Here is a 17,694-nt window from a genome sequence, read left to right on the forward strand (position 1 = left end):
CCATGGATCTGATCGAAGATGCCACGGGGTCGGGCGCCACGGAAGTAGCATGCGGTCGTGGCCGACTCACTGCGGGTCCTCGTGTACAGCAATGACGCCGATACTCGGCGCCAGGTCATCGTGGCGTTGGGTAAGCGCCCCCATCCGGAGCTACCCGCGCTGGACTACCTGGAGGTAGCCACCGGGCCGGTGGTGATCCAGCACATGGACGCGGGCGGGATAGATCTCGTCATCCTCGACGGCGAATCCGCCCCGACCGGCGGGCTCGGCATCGCCAAGCAACTCAAGGACGAAATCGAGCACTGCCCACCGGTACTCGTGCTCACCGGCCGGCCCGACGACGCCTGGCTGGCCAAGTGGTCACGCGCGGAGGCGGCGGTCTCGCATCCCATAGATCCGATCCGGCTCACCGAGGCCGTGGTCGGGTTGCTACGCAACCGTTCGGCAGCCTGAACGGTTCCGCCGTACCACTTTTGTCGGACGCAGTCATGCAGAGTGTGCATTGATCGAAACCTCGTTCGTAGCCACTCAACTCGTCACCCGTTTGCGAATTGATCGCCGCGCGCTGTGCGCCGAGCGGTCGCCGAGGCGGGCCGATGCGGTGAGGCTCACCTAACAGCAAAAGCCTGGCCATCGACCGAAACCCGCTCCGAGGAGCGGTTTTTCACGACACCGACTGACCGGTCGACCAACGTCACGTGACAGCCCTTGCGATTACCACCGTTTCAGTCATAAATCGGCGTCACGAATTAGATCAAACGCAGCAGTCAAAGCCACGGCACCCAGACATATCGGTTGTAGGCTGTGCCCTAGCTCACAGGTGCGCGGGCACAGCCATCACCCCGCGCCGAGCAGGCCATGGGGCGAGTCTGGCCGAGGCGGACAACGACGTCAGCCCGCCTCGGAAGCTGCCGTCCGGCTAACGGGCGGCCCACCCGCAGGCTCCCGCCCACAAGGAGGGGCCGGCTCACACCAAGGGAGAGGGCAGTCGTGAATATCGAAATGCCGACTCTTGTACTAGGCGCGGTCGCCGCGGCGTTCGCGGTGTTCACCGTCATCATGGCGGCCCTCGTCGGCCCCAAGCGGTACAACCGGGCCAAGCTCGAGGCCTACGAGTGCGGCATCGAGCCCACTCCGCATGCCGTGGCCGGCGGCCCGGGAAATGTTACGGGTCAACGCTTTCCGGTGAAGTACTACCTCACCGCCATGCTGTTCATCATCTTCGACATCGAGATCGTGTTCCTCTACCCGTGGGCAGTCCACTTCGATGCACTCGGTCTCTTCGGTCTCGCCGCGATGGCGCTGTTCATCTTCAACGTCTCCGTGGCCTACGCCTATGAATGGCGCCGCGGCGGACTCAGTTGGGACTGACTGCCGCACAGCGTGTTCGGGCGACGAGTGGAAGTGAAGGTTAGTCGGATATGGGTCTCGAGGAAAAACTGCCCAGCGGCTTGCTGCTGAGCACGGTCGAAGATTTCGCCGGATATCTGCGTAAGGGCTCACTGTGGCCCGCCACCTTCGGTCTGGCCTGCTGCGCCATCGAGATGATGGCCACGGGCGCAGGCCGTTTCGACATTGCCCGCTTCGGCATGGAGGCGTTCCGCGCCTCGCCGCGGCAGGCGGATCTGATGATCGTCGCGGGCCGGGTCAGCAACAAGATGGCACCGGTGCTGCGACAGGTCTACGACCAGATGACCGAGCCGAAATGGGTTCTCGCCATGGGTGTTTGCGCGTCATCGGGCGGGATGTTCAACAACTACGCGATTGTGCAGGGCGTCGACCACGTGGTGCCGGTGGACATCTACCTGCCCGGCTGTCCGCCGCGGCCGGAGATGCTGCTGAACGCGATCCTGACGCTGCACGCCAAGATTCAGGAGATGCCGCTCGGGGTCAATCGGGAGGAGGCCGTGCGCGCCGCCGAGCAGGCGGCCCTGGCCGCGACGCCCACCATCCGGATGGAGGGGCTGTTGCGATGACGTTCGACTCCCCCGACAACAACACCACCACCGCCGCGCACGACGAGATCGACGCCGCCGCGACGGCGGGACCGGAAGGCACACGGCCCATTCCGGAACAGCCGGACGAGGTGATCGGTACCCGGCACGGCATGTTCGGCGTGCGCGGCAGCGGCGACACCTCCGGCTACGGCGGGCTGGTGCGCCCGGTCCGCCTGCCGGGCAGCTCACCGCAGCCCTACGGCGGCTACTTCGACGAGATCGTCGCCGCGTTGCGCGCCGCGCTCGAGCAGACGGGCATCCCGCTGGAGACGGCGCTGGAGAAGGTGGTCGTCTTCCGCGGCGAACTCACCCTGCACGTGCGACGCGAACATCTGGTCGCGGTCGCGCGCGCGTTGCGGGACACGGCCACACTGCGTTTCGAGCTGTGCCTGGGCGTGAGCGGGGTGCACTACCCGGAGGACACCGAGCGCGAACTGCACGCGGTGTATCCGCTCATGTCGATCACGCACAACCGGCGGCTGCGGCTCGAAGTCGCGGCGCCCGACGCCGATCCGCACATCCCGTCGCTGTACGAGGTGTATCCGACGACGGACTGGCACGAGCGGGAAACCTACGACTTCTTCGGCATCCTCTTCGATGGGCATCCCTCGCTCACCCGAATCCTGATGCCGGACGACTGGCGCGGTCACCCCCAGCGCAAGGACTACCCGCTGGGCGGGATCCCGGTCGAGTACAAGGGCGCGCGGATACCGCCGCCCGACGAGCGGAGGGCATACAACTGATGACCACATCACGCAGTGAGCCTGCCTCACACAGCGATTCCGTACGGGGTGACCGGGTGAGCGGTGTGCCGAACGAAGCCGAGACCGGCGCCACCGCCGCGGAACCCACCGTCGTCACCGTCGCCGGGCAGGACTGGGAAGAGGTCGCCGAGTCGCTGCGCGGCGCGGGCGAGGAACGCATCGTCGTCAACATGGGCCCGCAGCACCCGTCCACGCACGGTGTGCTGCGGCTGATCCTGGAGATCGAGGGCGAAACCGTCACCGAGGCCCGCTGCGGCATCGGCTACCTGCACACCGGGATCGAGAAGAACCTCGAGTTCCGCAACTGGACCCAGGGCGTCACCTTCGTCACCCGGATGGACTACCTGTCCCCGTTCTTCAACGAGACGGCCTACTGCCTCGGCGTGGAGAAGCTGCTCGACATCACCGACGCGATCCCCGAGCGGGTCAACATCATTCGCGTCATGCTGATGGAGCTCAACCGGATCTCCTCGCACCTGGTGGCGCTGGCCACCGGCGGCATGGAACTCGGCGCGCTGACCCCGATGCTGTTCGGTTTCCGCGAACGCGAGCTCATCCTCGACGTCTTCGAGACGATCACCGGCCTGCGGATGAACCACGCCTACATCCGGCCCGGCGGCCTGGCCCAGGACCTGCCCGACGACGGTGTGCGCAAGGTCAGGGAACTGCTGGCGCTCATGCCGAAACGGCTGCGCGACATGGAGCAGCTGCTCACCGCCAACCCGATCTGGAAGGCCCGCACCCAGGACATCGGCTACCTCGACCTGCAGGGCTGCATGGCACTCGGCGTCACCGGTCCGGTGTTGCGCGCCACCGGCCTGCCGCACGATCTGCGCAAGGCACAGCCCTACTGCGGTTACGAGAACTACGAATTCGACATCCCCACCACCACCGGCTGTGACTGCTACGGCCGCTACGTGATCCGGGTGGAGGAGATGAAGGAGTCGTTGAAGATCGTCGAGCAGTGCCTGGACAAGCTGCGGCCCGGCCCGGTGATGGTGGACGACAAGAAGATCGCCTGGCCCGCCGACCTGCAGATCGGCCCGGACGGACTCGGCAACTCCCCCAAGCACATCAGCAAGATCATGGGCAGCTCGATGGAGGGCCTGATCCATCACTTCAAGTTGGTCACCGAGGGCATCCGGGTGCCCGCGGGCCAGGTGTACACCGCGGTCGAATCGCCGCGCGGCGAGCTCGGCGTGCACACGGTCAGCGACGGCGGCACCCGGCCGTTCCGGGTGCACTACCGCGACCCCTCGTTCACCAATCTGCAAGCGGTGGCGGCGACCTGTGAGGGCGGCATGGTCGCCGACGTCATCGCATCGGTCGCCAGCATCGACCCCGTGATGGGCGGAGTGGACCGGTGAGCACGTCCGCCACCGGGGCCGCGGCGCGGCCCCGGTCGACCCATACCTGTTCGGAGGCGCACCGATGACCGAAATCATGTTGAAGCTCAGCACGCGGCCCGAACCGTTCCAGCCGTTCGTCCGCGAGCGGCTCGAACTCGACGCCAAGCAGATCATCGCCCGCTACCCCGAGCCGCGCTCGGCCCTGCTGCCGCTGCTGCACCTGGTGCAGGCCGAGGAAGGCTGCGTCACCGGGACGGGCATCGACTTCTGCGCCGACCAGCTCGGCCTGACCGGCGCCGAGGTCACCGCGGTCGCCACCTTCTACTCGATGTACCGGCGCACCCCGACCGGCGACTATCACGTGGGCGTGTGCACCAACACGCTGTGCGCCGTGATGGGCGGCGACGCCATCCTCGCCGCGCTCGAACGACACCTCGGCATCACGCACGGCGACACCACCGCCGACGGCAAGATCACCCTCGAGCACGTCGAATGCAACGCGGCCTGCGATTTCGCCCCGGTGATCATGATCAACTGGGAGTTCTTCGACAACCAGACCCCCGAATCGGCGCAGGCCCTGGTGGACGCGCTGCGGGCCGGGCAGACGGTGACGCCGACCCGGGGCGCGCCGCTGTGCACGTTCAAGGAGACCGCGCGCATTCTCGCCGGGTTCCCGGACGAGCGGCCCGGGGTGCTCGACGGCGCGGCGGGCCCGGCCACGTTGGCCGGGCTCGAGGTCGCCCGCGAGCGGGGCCTGCGGGCGCCCGATCCCGCGCAAACCTCGGTGCTGCCACAGGATTCGGAGGACTGACATGACGTTGACCCCCGTCCTCACCCGGTACTGGGACGACCCGCAGTCCTGGACGCTCGACACCTACCGCCGCCACGACGGCTACCAGGCGCTGCGCAAGGCACTGACGATGCAGCCGGACAACGTCATTCAGACCGTCAAGGACGCCGGACTGCGCGGCCGTGGCGGCGCCGGCTTCCCCACCGGCATGAAGTGGAGCTTCATCCCGCAGGGGCCCGGACCCGACGGCGTCACCAAGCCGCACTACCTGGTGGTCAACGCCGACGAGTCCGAACCCGGTACGTGCAAAGACATCCCGCTCATGCTGTCGAGTCCGCACGCGCTGATCGAGGGCGTCGTCATCGCCGCCTACGCGATCCGCGCCGCGCACGCGTTCATCTACCTGCGCGGTGAGGTGGTGCCGGTGCTGCGCAGGCTGCAGGCCGCCGTCGCCCAGGCCTACGAGGCAGGCTTCCTGGGCAACGACATCCTCGGCTCCGGCTACGACCTCGAGCTCATCGTGCACGCGGGCGCGGGCGCCTACATCTGCGGTGAGGAGACCGCGCTGCTCGACTCGCTGGAGGGCAGGCGCGGCCAGCCCCGGTTGCGGCCGCCGTTCCCCGCCGTCGCCGGGCTCTACGCCTGCCCGACCGTGGTGAACAACGTCGAATCCATTGCCAGCGTGCCCTCGATCATCCAGTACGGCACCGAATGGTTCCGGGCCATGGGCTCGGAGAAGTCGCCCGGCTTCACGCTCTACTCGCTGTCGGGACATGTGCACCGGCCCGGCCAGTACGAGGCGCCGCTCGGGGTCACCCTGCGCGAGCTGCTCGACTACGCGGGCGGCGTGCGGCACGGACACAAGGTGAAGTTCTGGACTCCGGGCGGTTCGTCGACCCCGCTGTTCACCGCCGCCCACCTCGACGTGCCGCTGGACTACGAGGGCGTCGCCACGGCCGGATCCATGTTGGGCACCAAGGCTTTGCAGATCTTCGACGAAACCACCTGCGTGGTGCGCGCGGTGCTGCGCTGGACCGAGTTCTACGCGCACGAGTCGTGCGGCAAGTGCACGCCGTGCCGCGAGGGCACCTACTGGCTCGTGCAGCTGCTCGCCCGGATCGAACAGGGCCGCGGCACCGAGGCGGACCTGGACAAGCTGCTCGACATCAGCGACACCATCAACGGCAAGTCGTTCTGCGCGCTCGGCGACGGCGCGGCGAGCCCGATCGTCTCCTCGCTGAAGTACTTCCGCGACGAATACGTCGACCATCTGCGGCTCGGCGGTTGCCCGTTCGACCCGGCGCGGTCCACCGCATGGGCAAAGGAGGCAAAATGACTGCATCACGCAGTGATTCGATGAGGGGTGGCGGCCGGGAGACGGGCGGGCCGGCATCACGCAGTGATTCGATGAGGGGTGGCGGCCGGGAGACCGATCGGCCCGCCACGGCGCATCCGAGCCCGCGCGAGGCCGCGCCCGCCGATCTGGTGTCGGTCACCATCGATGACACCACCGTGAGCGTGCCCGCGGGCACCCTGGTGATCCGGGCGGCCGAGCTGATCGGCATCCAGATCCCGCGCTTCTGCGATCATCCGCTACTCGACCCGGTCGGTGCCTGCCGCCAGTGCATCGTCGAGGTCGAGGGGCAGCGCAAGCCGGTCGCCTCCTGCACCATGACCGTCACCGACGGCATGGTGGTGCGCACCCAGCTCACCTCGCCGGTCGCGGACAAGGCCCAAGAGGGCGTGATGGAGCTGCTGCTCATCAATCATCCGCTCGACTGCCCCGTCTGCGACAAGGGCGGGGAATGCCCGCTGCAGAACCAGGCGATGTCCACCGGCCGGGTCGAGAGCCGCTTCGAGGGCGAGAAGCGCACGTATCCCAAGCCGATTCCGCTGTCGTCCGCGGTGCTGCTGGACCGGGAACGCTGCGTGCTGTGCGCGCGGTGCACCCGCTTCTCCCAGCAGGTGGCCGGCGATCCGTTCATCGAACTGCTGGAACGTGGTGCGCTGCAACAGGTCGGCACCGCGCAGGCCGAGCCGCTGGATTCCTACTTCTCCGGCAACACCGTGCAGATCTGCCCGGTGGGTGCCCTCACCGGCACCAGCTACCGGTTCCGGGCCCGGCCGTTCGATCTGGTGTCGAGCCCGAACGTCTGTGAACACTGCGCCTCCGGCTGCGCCCAGCGCACCGACCACCGGCGCGGCAAGGTGCTGCGCCGCCTCGCCGGGGACGACCCGCAGGTCAACGAGGAATGGAACTGCGACAAGGGGCGCTGGGCCTTCGCCTACGCCACCGAACGCGACCGCCTCACCACCCCGCTGGTGCGCGGCTGGGACGGGAACCTCGCCCCGGCGTCGTGGTCCGAGGCGCTGGCCGCGGCCGCGGAAGGCCTGGCGGCGGCCAACGGCACCGCGGGCGTGCTGGTCGGCGGCCGGGTCACCCAGGAAGACGCCTACGCGTACGCCAAGTTCGCGCGAATCGCCCTGAGTACCAACGATATCGACTTCCGGGCGCGGGCTCACTCGGCCGAGGAGGCGGACTTCCTCGCCGCCCGGGTCGCCGGGCAGGGCATGACGGTGAGCTACGCCGACCTCGAGACCGCGCCGGTCGTGCTGCTCGTCGGGTTCGAACCCGAGGAGGAATCGCCGATCGTCTATCTGCGGTTGCGCAAAGCCGCACGGAAGCGGCGCCTGCCGATCTACTCCCTGGCCCCCTTCGCCTCGCGCGGCCTGGACCGGATGGCGGGCACGCTGCTTCGGGCCATGCCCGGTGCCGAACCGCATCTGCTCGACGCCCTCCGCGATGGCGAAACCGCGACGCCGGGAATCGATCCCGCGCACTGCGCCGAGCTCGCCCGACTGCTGCGCGCACCCGGCGCGGTGATCATGGTCGGCGAGCGGATGGCGGGCATCGCCGGTGCGCTCTCCGCCGTGGTCCGCCTCGCCGACGAGACCGGGGCCGCGCTGGCCTGGGTGCCGCGGCGCGCCGGCGAACGCGGCGCTGTGGAGGCGGGCGCGCTGCCCGGCCTGCTGCCTGGTGGTCGCCCGGTAGTCGATCCGCTTGCCCGGCAACAGGTTCGGGCCGTCTGGAACGTCGCGGACCTGCCCGCCACGCCGGGCCGGGACACCGCGGCGATCCTGGAGGCCGCCCCCGGACTCGGCGCGCTGGTGATCGGCGGCGTCGACGTCACCGACCTGCCGGACCCGACCGGCGCGCTGGCCGCCATCGACGCGGCCCGCTTCGTGGTCAGCCTCGAACAGCGGCACAGCGCGGTCACCGAGCGCGCCGACGTGGTGTTCCCGGTGGCCACCGCGATGGAGAAGTCCGGCACCTTCCTCACCTGGGAGGGCAGGGCGCGTCCGTTCGCGGCGGCACTCGGCGACGACATGGTGCGCAGGCAATCCGCGCCGCTGTCGGATCAGCGGGTGCTGCAGGCCATCGCCGAGGAGATGAAGGTCGGCCTCGACCTGCCCGACACCGAGGCCGCGCGCGCCGAGCTCGCCGAACTCGGCGCGTGGGACGGTGCGCCCGTCGCGGCGCCCGCGCATCGGCCGCACCCGCTCACCCAGCCGGCGCCGGGCACCGCGGTGCTGGCCAGCTGGCGGATGCTGCTGGACGAGGGCCGGATGCAGGACGGCGAACCCAACCTCGCCGGCATCGCCAGGCCTGCGGTGCTGCGGCTGTCCCCCACCACCGCGGCCGAAATCGGCGCGGTCACCGACGATCTGGTGACCGTCGCGGGCGAGCGCGGCAGCATCACGCTGCCGCTGATGATCAGCGACCTGCCCGACCGGGTGGTCTGGGTGCCGCAACACTCCCCGGGCAGCTCGATCGCCGAACAATTGGCCACCCAGCCCGGCGGCCTCGTCACCCTCCGACGCGCCGACGAGCGGATGAAGGAGCACAGGCATGAGTGAGCGCAGCGAACGAATCGACCACACAGCGTGCTTCGCTCATGCCGGAGCCGAGCGTAGCGAGGTGCGGGCATGAGTGATCTGAGTCTTTTCGGCCACGATCCGTTGTGGCTGGTGATCGCGAAGTCGCTGGCCATCTTCGTGTTCCTGCTGCTCACCCCGATGATCGCGGTGGTCGCGGAGCGAAAGATCGTGGCGCGCATGCAGATGCGCATCGGCCCGAACCGGATCGGCCCGTACGGCATGCTGCAGAGCATCGCCGACGGCGTGAAGATGGCGCTCAAGGAAGACATCGTCCCGGCCATCGTGGACAAGCCGATCTACATTCTGGCACCGGTCATTTCGCTGATCCCGTCGGTGATGGCGTTCGCGGTGATCCCGTTCGGGCCCGAGGTGTCGGTGCTCGGCCATCGCACCGCGTTGCAGCTGACCGACCTGCCGGTGGCGGTGCTCTACATCCTGGCGATCACCTCGATCGGGGTGTACGGGATCGTGCTCGCCGGCTGGTCGTCGGGTTCGACCTATCCGCTGCTGGGCGGGTTGCGCTCGACCGCGCAGGTGATCTCCTACGAGATCGCGATGGCACTGTGCTTCGCCACCGTATTCCTGCTCGGCGGCACCATGGCCACCTCCGGCATCGTCGAGGCGCAGGAGGGCACCTGGTATGTCTTCCTGCTGCTGCCCTCGTTCCTCATCTACTGCGTCTCGATGGTCGGTGAGACCAACCGGGCGCCGTTCGACCTGCCCGAGGCCGAGGGCGAACTCGTCGGCGGCTTCCACACCGAGTACTCCTCGCTCAAGTTCGCCATGTTCATGATGGCCGAATACATCAACATGGCAACGGTTTCCGCGCTGGCGACCACCCTGTTCCTGGGTGGCTGGCACGCGCCGTGGCCGCTGAACATGTGGGACGGCGCGAACAGCGGCTGGTGGCCGGTGCTCTGGTTCACCGCCAAGGTGTGGATGTTCCTGTTCGTGTTCATCTGGCTGCGCGGCACGCTGCCGCGCCTGCGCTACGACCAGTTCATGAATCTGGGCTGGAAGCTGCTGATCCCGACCTCGCTGCTGTGGGTGATGCTGGTGGCCACCGCGCGGGTGCTGCAGGCCGAGGGCTATCACGTGCAGACGCCGTTCCTGGTGATCGGTGGCCTGCTGCTCTCGGGCCTGATGATCGGGATGTTCCTGCGGGCCGGCCGCAGGGCGGGCGCGGCACCGCCCGCCGAGCCGGAACCCGCTGTGCCCACCGCGGATTCGGCGGTGTTCCTCGGCTTCCCGACCCCGCCACTGCCCGAACGTCCGCGCGCGGCGGCCACGCCGGGCCTGCTCGATCCGCTGGCCGGGTTCGCGGTCACCGCGGCGACCATGTTCAAGAAGCCGAACACCGAGTTCTATCCGGAGCAGAAGGTCCCGACGGCGCCGCGCTATCACGGGCGACACCAGCTCAACCGGCACCCGGACGGACTGGAGAAGTGCATCGGCTGCGAACTGTGCGCCTGGGCCTGCCCCGCCGACGCCATCTTCGTCGAGGGCGCGGACAACACCGAGACGGCCCGGTTCTCGCCCGGTGAACGCTACGGGCAGGTCTATCAGATCAACTACCTGCGCTGCATCGGCTGCGGACTCTGCATCGAGGCGTGCCCGACCCGCGCGTTGACGATGACCAACGACTACGAGATGACCGACGACAACCGCGCCGACCTCATCTACGAGAAGGACCGCCTGCTCGCGCCGCTGCAGCCCGGCATGACCGCGCCGCCGCACGCGATGTACCCGGGCACCGACGAGGGCGACTACTACCGCGGCAACGTGCCGGGCGGGGCGTCCGACACCAACGGGGCGCACGCGGTGAACGGCTCCGACGATTCCAAACAGCCCGCCGTGGCGGGCGTGGAAGGAGGGGCGCGGTGAACGAATTCATCCTTGCCGCAGAGCCGCTCACCCGCACCTCCACCGGCGAGGCGGTGAACTTCTGGGTGCTCGCCCCGTTGGCCACGATGGGCGCGCTCGGCATGGTCTTCGCCCGCAAGGCGGTGCACTCGGCGATCTGCCTGGCCGCGACGATGGTGATCCTGGCGGTGTTCTACATGGCCCAGGACGCCCTGTTCCTCGGCGTGGTGCAGATCGTGGTGTACACCGGCGCGGTCATGATGCTGTTCCTGTTCGTGCTCATGCTGGTCGGCGTCGACTCCGCGGAATCGCTGCGGGAGAACCTGCGCGGGCAGCGGTTCGCGGCGGCTGCGGTGGGTCTCGGTTTCGGCCTGCTGCTGATCAGCGGCATCGCCCGCGGCATCCGCGAGTCCGGCATCGCCTTCCCGGCAACCGGTTTCGCCGGGCGCGACGTGATCGGCGAGCTCGCCGAGCTGATCTTCGTGCGCTACGTGTGGGCCTTCGAACTCACCGGCGCGCTGCTCATCACCGCCACCATCGGCGCGATGGTGCTGGCGCACCGTGAACAGTTCGGGCCGCGCATCGGACAGCGGGAGATGTCGATCCGCCGCTTCCGCCAGGCCGGGCACCGGCCCACCCCGCTGCCCACCCCCGGCGTGTACGCCAGGCACAACGCGGTCGACATCCCGGCCAGGCTGCCCGACGGCTCCTTCGAGGAACTCTCGGTCAGCACCATCCTGCGGCACCGCCGCACCCGGGCGCTGACCGAGGCGGCCGTCATCTCGGTCGGTACCGAGACCACGAGCGACGAGGAAGGCAAGCGGTGAATCCCGAGAACTATCTGTTCCTGTCGGCCCTGCTGTTCACCATCGGCGCGGCGGGTGTGCTGCTGCGGCGCAACGCGATCGTGGTGTTCATGTGCATCGAGTTGATGCTCAACGCGGTGAACCTCGCGTTCGTCACCTTCGCCCGGTTGCACGCGAACCTGGACGGTCAGGTGTTCGCGTTCTTCACCATGGTGGTGGCGGCGGCCGAGGTCGTGGTCGGCCTGGCCATCATCATGACCATCTTCCGTGCCCGCCGCTCGACCTCGGTCGACGACGCCAACCTGCTGAAGTTCTGACATGGACACCACAGCACTCTGGCTGCTGCCAGCACTGCCGCTCGTCGGCGCGGTCGTCCTGCTGCTGAGCGGACGGTTCAGCGACAAATGGGGTCATCTGCTCGGCACCGCGATGGCGCTCGGGTCGTTCGTGGTCGCGGGAATCGCGTTCTTCGACATGCTCGGGCGCGACGGCGACCAGCGCGCGGTACACACCGAGCTGTTCCAGTGGGCGCCGGTCGCGGGACTGCAGGTCGACTTCGGGCTGCAACTCGACCAGTTGTCGATGTGTTTCGCGTTGCTGATCACCGGTGTCGGCTCGCTGATCCACATCTACTCCATCGGGTACATGAGCCACGATCCAGCACGACGCCGGTTCTTCGCCTACCTCAACCTGTTCCTCGCGGCGATGCTGCTGCTGGTACTGGCGAACAACTACCTGGTGCTCTACCTCGGCTGGGAAGGCGTCGGCCTGGCGTCCTACCTGCTGATCGGGTTCTGGCACGAAAAGCCCTCGGCGGCAACGGCGGCCAAGAAGGCCTTCGTCGTCAACCGGGTCGGTGACATGGGGCTGGCCATCGCGATGTTCGTCATGTTCGCGACCTTCGGCTCGATCGATTTCGGCACGGTGTTCGCCGCGGCGCCGCAGGCGGGCGAGGGCACGCTCACCGCGATCGGGTTGCTGCTGCTGCTCGCCGCGTGCGGCAAGTCCGCACAGGTGCCGCTGCAATCCTGGCTTGGTGACGCGATGGAGGGCCCCACCCCGGTGTCAGCGCTCATCCACGCCGCGACCATGGTGACGGCCGGTGTCTACCTGATCACCCGTTCCGGACCGATCTTCGACCTGTCCCCGGACGCGCGGCTCGGCGTGGTGCTCGTCGGCGCGGTGACGCTGCTGTTCGGCGCGATCATCGGTTGCGCCAAGGACGACATCAAGAAGGCGCTCGCCGCGTCCACCATGAGCCAGATCGGTTACATGATGCTGGCCGCCGGCCTCGGCCCGGCCGGATACGCGTTCGCCATCATGCACCTGCTCACGCACGGCTTCTTCAAGGCCGGGCTGTTCCTCGGCGCGGGTTCGGTGATGCACGCTATGGACGACGAGACCGACATGCGCCGCTACGGCGGATTGCGCACCCTGCTTCCGGTCACCTACGTCACCTTCGGGCTCGGTTATCTGGCGATCATCGGGGTGCCGCCGTTCGCCGGCTTCTTCTCCAAGGACAAGATCATCGAGGCGGCGTTCAACCAGGGCGGCACAAGCGGTTTGGTGCTCGGCACGGTGACGCTGCTCGGCGCGGGCCTCACCGCGTTCTACATGACGCGGGTGATGCTGATGACGTTCTTCGGCGAACGGCGCTGGAAACCCGACACCCATCCGCACGAGTCACCGGCCGTGATGACCGGACCGATGGTGCTGCTGGCGTTCGGCTCGGTCGCCGCGGGCGCGCTGTTCGTCTTCGGTTCCGCACTGCAGAACTGGCTGGCGCCGGTGGTCGGCGCGCATCATGGTGAGGAGACCGTCCCGGCGGCCGTCGTCACCGCGCTCGCGCTGGTCGTGGTCGCCGCGGGCGTCGGCTTCGCCTACTACCAGTACGCGCAGCGCACCATCCCCGAAACCGCGCCGCAGGCGGTGTCCGCGCTGACCGTCGCGGCCCGCAAGGACCTCTACGGTGACGCGTTCAACGAGGCCACGTTCATGCGACCGGGTGGCTACCTGACCCGCGCGCTGGTCTTCCTCGACAACCGCGGCATCGACGGAATCGTCAACGGCACAGCGGCTTTGATCGGCGGACTGTCCGCACGCATCCGCCGGGTGCAGTCCGGGTTCGTTCGCTCCTATGCCCTTTCCATGTTCACCGGCGCGGCCCTGGTGGCTGCCGCCCTGCTGGCGGTGAGGTTGTGGTGACGGACTTTCCCTGGTTGACCATCCTGTGGGCGGCGCCCGTGCTCGGCGCCGTGATCGTGCTGCTGTTGCCCGCGGGGCAGCGGTTGCTCGCGCGAGTGCTCGCGTTGAGCGTCTCGGTCGCGGTGCTCATCTTCGCGGTGGTGCTCGCGGTGCGCTTCGATCCCGGTGGGGCGCAATACCAGTTCGTCGAGGACCACGAGTGGATCCCGGCGTTCGGCGCGGGCTACACCGTCGGCCTCGACGGGATCGCGTTGGTGCTGGTGCTGCTCACCACCGCACTCGTGCCGCTGCTGATCCTGGCGGGCTGGCACGACGACCGGGAGGTCGGCAGCGGCCGCCGGGTCTCGCACACCTACGTCGCGCTCACCCTGCTGGTCGAGGCGATGGTGCTGATCTCGTTCGTCTCGCTGGACATCCTGCTGTTCTACGTCTTCTTCGAGGCGATGCTCATCCCGATGTACTTCCTGATCGGCGGCTTCGGGCCACGGTCGGCGGACGCGCAGTTGCGCGCGCAGCGATCGCGGGCCGCGGTGAAGTTCCTGCTGTACAACCTGTTCGGCGGGCTGATCATGCTGGCCGCGGTGATCGGGTTGTACGTGGTGACCGCGCGCGACGGGCTCGGCGCGGGCGGCTCGGGCACCTTCGACTTCCGGGTCGTAGTGGCGGCCGCGAACTCCGGCCAGCTCGGCGCGGCGCCCGCGGTGCTCAACGCGCTGTTCCTCGGGTTCATGTTCGCGTTCGCGGTGAAGGCGCCGCTGTGGCCGCTGCACACCTGGCTGCCGGACGCCGCCGTGGCCGCGACGCCGTCGAGCGCGGTGCTCATGATGGCGGTAGTCGACAAGGTCGGCACCTTCGGCATGCTGCGCTACTGCCTGATGCTGTTCCCCAGCGCCTCGGATACCTATGCGCCGCTGGTGATCACGCTCGCGGTGATCGGCATCCTCTACGGTGCGCTGCTGGCGATCGGCCAGACCGACGTGATGCGGTTGATCGCCTACACCTCGATCTCGCACTTCGGCTTCATCATCCTCGGCATCTTCGCGATGACCAGCCAGGGCCAGACCGGGGCGACGCTGTACATGGTCAACCACGGCATCTCCACCGCGGCACTGTTCTTGATCGCCGGATTCCTGGTCTCCCGCAAGGGTTCCCGGCTCATCGCAGAGTTCGGCGGGGTGCAGAAGGTGGCGCCGGTGCTGGCCGGCACGTTCTTCATCTCGGGCCTGGCCACCCTCTCGCTGCCCGGCCTCGCGCCGTTCGTCAGTGAATTCCTGGTGCTGATCGGCACCTTCGGCCGCTACCAGTTCGCCGCCGTCGTCGCGACCGGCGCGCTGGTGCTGGCCGCGGTGTATGTGCTCTGGCTCTACCAGCGGATGATGACCGGGCCGGTCAAGGAGGGTAACGAGCGCCTCTACGACCTGGTGCCGCGTGAACTCGCGGTGGTGGTGCCGCTGATCGCGGCCCTGCTGTTCCTGGGCGTCTATCCGAAACCGATGCTGAACTTCATCAATCCCGCGGTGAGTCAGACGTTGACGACCATCGGCAAACACGATCCCGCACCGGCGGTTCCGGAGGCGGGCAAGGCCGATCAGCCTGGAGGTGTTCACAAGTGAGTCACATGGCCTCCTACGAAACCTCGCTCGCCGCCGCGATACCGGCGCCGAGCATCGAATACGGCTATTTGTCACCGATGCTCATCGTGTTCGGCGTCGCGGTGCTCAGCGTGCTGGTCGAGGCGTTCGCCGGTCGGCGCTACCGGTTCGGCGGGCAGGCGCTGCTGAGCCTGGCCGGACTCATCGTCGCGCTCGTCGCGGTGGTGCTGCTGGCCGGCACCGACGCCACCGCCGTCGGCGGGGCCGTCGCGGTCGACGGCGTGACGCTGTTCCTGCAGGGCACCATCCTCGTGGTGGCGATTCTCGGCGTGCTGTTCATGGCCGAGCGGGGTGCCGACCGTCCTGTGCGGCCGCGCAGCGGGCCAGGCACGTGGAGCGCGGCCGCGGCCACCCTCGGGCGCGGCGTGGACGCGTTCACCCCGCAGGCATCGTCGGTGCCGGGCAGCGCCAGCGAAAAGGTCGCGCTGCGTGCGGGTATCGCGACCACCGAGGTCTTCCCGCTGACCTTGCTCGCCGTCGGCGGCCTGCTGCTGTTCCCGGCCGCCAACGATCTGCTCACCATGTTCGTCGCGCTCGAGGTGCTCTCGCTGCCGCTGTACCTGCTGTGCGGGCTCGCCCGGCGCAAACGATTGCTGTCCCAGGAAGCGGCGCTGAAGTATTTCCTGCTCGGCGCCTTCTCCTCGGCGTTCTTCCTCTACGGCGTCGCGCTGCTGTACGGGCAGGCCGGGACGGTGCGGCTGGCCGGGATCGCCGACGCCATCGCCGCGCATCCGGACAACGCGATGCTCGCGCTGCTCGGGGTGGCGATGCTCGCCGTCGGGCTGCTGTTCAAAATCGGCACGGTGCCGTTCCAGTCGTGGGTGCCCGACGTGTATCAGGGTGCGCCGACACCGGTTACCGCGTTCATGGCGGCCGCCACCAAGATCGCGGCAGTCGGTGCGCTGTTGCGCGTGCTGCAGATCGCGGTGCCCGGCCTGCGCGACGACTGGCGGCCGGTGCTCGGCGCCATCGCCATCGCCACCATGGCCGTCGGTGCGGTCATGGCGATCACTCAGACCGACGTCAAACGGATGCTCGCGTATTCCGCTGTCGCCCATGCCGGTTTCATCCTCACCGGCTTGGTCGCCGCCAACACCAAGGGCGTCGCCGGGGTGCTGTTCTATCTGGTGGCCTACGGCGTCGGCACGCTGGGCGCGTTCGCGCTCGTCAGCCTGGTGCGCGACGCCGCGGGCGACGAAGCAACCTCGTTGAGCCAGTGGGCCGGGCTCGGCCGCCGCTCCCCCTGGCTGGCCAGCGTCTTCGCCCTGTTCCTGCTCTCCTTCGCCGGCATCCCGCTCACCAGCGGATTCGTCAGCAAGTTCGCGGTATTCGAGGCCGCGGCCGCGGGCGACGCCACCACCTTGGTGATCGTCGGCGTCATCTGCAGCGCGATCGCCGCGTTCTTCTACGTCCGCGTGATCGTGCTGATGTTCTTCACCGACCCACCCACCGACGCCCCCGTCATCGTCACCCCGTTCCTCACCACCGCGGTCGTTACCTTCGGCGCCGGCGCCACCATCATCCTCGGCCTCTTCCCTCAGGTGCTGCTGGACCTCGCCGACCGCGCCGCCACCTTCGCCCGCTGACCAACCCCACTGAGCCGCACACCCACCCAGGGTGTGCGGCTCAGTCCTTCCCACCCCGGATTCCCGCCACCCCACTTCTGGTCATCCGATCACCAGGTAATGGTGGCGTTGAGCTCTCGACCGATGCCGCCACCATTACCTGGTGATCAACCGACCAACAACTCGAAACCCTTTGGCTTCCATTACGCCGGACCTCGTTGCGCCGCTACAACAGTCACCCACGCTCGAGGCCGTGCGACGCGTTGCGGGTGTGGACACGGACTATAGGTCCGTGGGCCATCCCGGACCGACACGCACCCGAGCGCGTGCCGTATCGAGTCGACACATGCTCAAGCCCTTGCCATCCCGGACCGACACGCGCTCGAGCGATTGCCAAATCGGACCCACACGCGCTCGAGCCTTTTGCCATGTCGGGTCGGGCACGCGCTCGAGCGATTGCCATATCGGACCCACACGCGCTCAAGTCCTTTGCCATTTCGGTCGGGCACGCGCTCGAGCCCGTGCGGTGTGCGGGGCCCCCACACCGCCCGCGCCATGCGCGCCGCGCGGCGAGCAACACGGTTCGACTCGCAGGTCGGCCGATCAGGAGGAACTGGTGGCGCAAGCCTCTCGGCCGATACCGCCACCGGTCCCCCTGATCAGCCGACCGACTCGGCACCGCTGCGCTTCCATTGCGCGGCGCGGCGCGCCGGTATTCATCCCGCACGCCGCGCGAGGTCGGGCACGTGCCCGTGCGCCATGCG

14 protein-coding genes are annotated in these 17,694 nt (G+C 68.4%); all 14 read left to right on the plus strand.

Going from position 1 to position 17,694, the window contains the following annotated elements:
- Positions 1 to 57: 57 nt before the first annotated feature.
- The 14 genes from F5X71_RS17875 (at position 58) to nuoN (ending at position 16,951) form a co-directional block, all read left to right on the plus strand.
- Positions 58 to 453, plus strand: a complete 396-nt coding sequence (locus tag F5X71_RS17875) for a hypothetical protein (RefSeq protein ID WP_167463052.1) — start codon at positions 58 to 60, stop codon at positions 451 to 453.
- Positions 454 to 1,002: 549 nt separating this feature from the next.
- Positions 1,003 to 1,371 carry an NADH-quinone oxidoreductase subunit A gene (locus F5X71_RS17880; RefSeq protein WP_428981474.1) on the plus strand — a complete coding sequence of 123 codons (369 nt, stop codon included), beginning with the start codon at positions 1,003 to 1,005 and terminating at the stop codon, positions 1,369 to 1,371.
- A gap of 50 nt (positions 1,372 to 1,421) precedes the next feature.
- A complete protein-coding gene (locus F5X71_RS17885) occupies positions 1,422 to 1,976 on the plus strand; it encodes a NuoB/complex I 20 kDa subunit family protein (protein ID WP_167463054.1) in 555 nt (184 codons plus the stop codon).
- Positions 1,973 to 2,740 (plus strand): NADH-quinone oxidoreductase subunit C, encoded by a 768-nt coding sequence (locus tag F5X71_RS17890; RefSeq protein ID WP_174817090.1) that lies wholly within the window; start codon positions 1,973 to 1,975, stop codon positions 2,738 to 2,740. Before F5X71_RS17885 ends, F5X71_RS17890 begins: the two co-directional genes overlap by 4 nt.
- Positions 2,741 to 2,796: 56 nt before the next feature.
- Positions 2,797 to 4,128 carry an NADH dehydrogenase (quinone) subunit D gene (gene nuoD, locus F5X71_RS17895; RefSeq protein ID WP_238815954.1) on the plus strand — a complete coding sequence of 444 codons (1,332 nt, stop codon included), beginning with the start codon at positions 2,797 to 2,799 and terminating at the stop codon, positions 4,126 to 4,128.
- 64 nt (positions 4,129 to 4,192) lie between these two features.
- The gene (gene nuoE, locus F5X71_RS17900; protein WP_167463055.1) at positions 4,193 to 4,921 is read left to right on the plus strand and encodes an NADH-quinone oxidoreductase subunit NuoE; all 729 of its coding nucleotides are present in this window, start codon (positions 4,193 to 4,195) and stop codon (positions 4,919 to 4,921) included.
- Between the two features lies 1 nt (position 4,922).
- The gene (gene nuoF, locus F5X71_RS17905; RefSeq protein ID WP_167463056.1) at positions 4,923 to 6,236 is read left to right on the plus strand and encodes an NADH-quinone oxidoreductase subunit NuoF; all 1,314 of its coding nucleotides are present in this window, start codon (positions 4,923 to 4,925) and stop codon (positions 6,234 to 6,236) included.
- A gap of 71 nt (positions 6,237 to 6,307) precedes the next feature.
- Positions 6,308 to 8,818, plus strand: a complete 2,511-nt coding sequence (locus F5X71_RS17910) for an NADH-quinone oxidoreductase subunit G (protein ID WP_275106790.1) — start codon at positions 6,308 to 6,310, stop codon at positions 8,816 to 8,818.
- 69 nt (positions 8,819 to 8,887) lie between these two features.
- A complete protein-coding gene (nuoH, locus tag F5X71_RS17915) occupies positions 8,888 to 10,723 on the plus strand; it encodes an NADH-quinone oxidoreductase subunit NuoH (protein WP_167463057.1) in 1,836 nt (611 codons plus the stop codon).
- Positions 10,720 to 11,529 (plus strand): NADH-quinone oxidoreductase subunit J, encoded by an 810-nt coding sequence (locus F5X71_RS17920; RefSeq protein WP_167463058.1) that lies wholly within the window; start codon positions 10,720 to 10,722, stop codon positions 11,527 to 11,529. Before nuoH ends, F5X71_RS17920 begins: the two co-directional genes overlap by 4 nt.
- Positions 11,526 to 11,825, plus strand: coding sequence for an NADH-quinone oxidoreductase subunit NuoK (nuoK, locus tag F5X71_RS17925; RefSeq protein ID WP_029892786.1), 300 nt, complete (start codon positions 11,526 to 11,528; stop codon positions 11,823 to 11,825). The genes F5X71_RS17920 and nuoK overlap by 4 nt, the downstream gene beginning before the upstream one ends.
- A gap of 1 nt (position 11,826) precedes the next feature.
- Positions 11,827 to 13,713 carry an NADH-quinone oxidoreductase subunit L gene (nuoL, locus tag F5X71_RS17930; protein WP_167463059.1) on the plus strand — a complete coding sequence of 629 codons (1,887 nt, stop codon included), beginning with the start codon at positions 11,827 to 11,829 and terminating at the stop codon, positions 13,711 to 13,713.
- On the plus strand, positions 13,710 to 15,326 hold the full coding sequence (locus F5X71_RS17935) for an NADH-quinone oxidoreductase subunit M (protein ID WP_174817091.1): 1,617 nt from the start codon (positions 13,710 to 13,712) through the stop codon (positions 15,324 to 15,326). The genes nuoL and F5X71_RS17935 overlap by 4 nt, the downstream gene beginning before the upstream one ends.
- A gap of 5 nt (positions 15,327 to 15,331) precedes the next feature.
- Complete coding sequence (gene nuoN / locus F5X71_RS17940) at positions 15,332 to 16,951, plus strand: NADH-quinone oxidoreductase subunit NuoN (RefSeq protein ID WP_167466550.1); 1,620 nt, start codon at positions 15,332 to 15,334, stop codon at positions 16,949 to 16,951.
- Positions 16,952 to 17,694 lie beyond the last annotated feature (743 nt).

This window comes from Nocardia brasiliensis (genome assembly GCF_011801125.1).
Lineage (GTDB): Bacteria > Actinomycetota > Actinomycetes > Mycobacteriales > Mycobacteriaceae > Nocardia > Nocardia brasiliensis_C.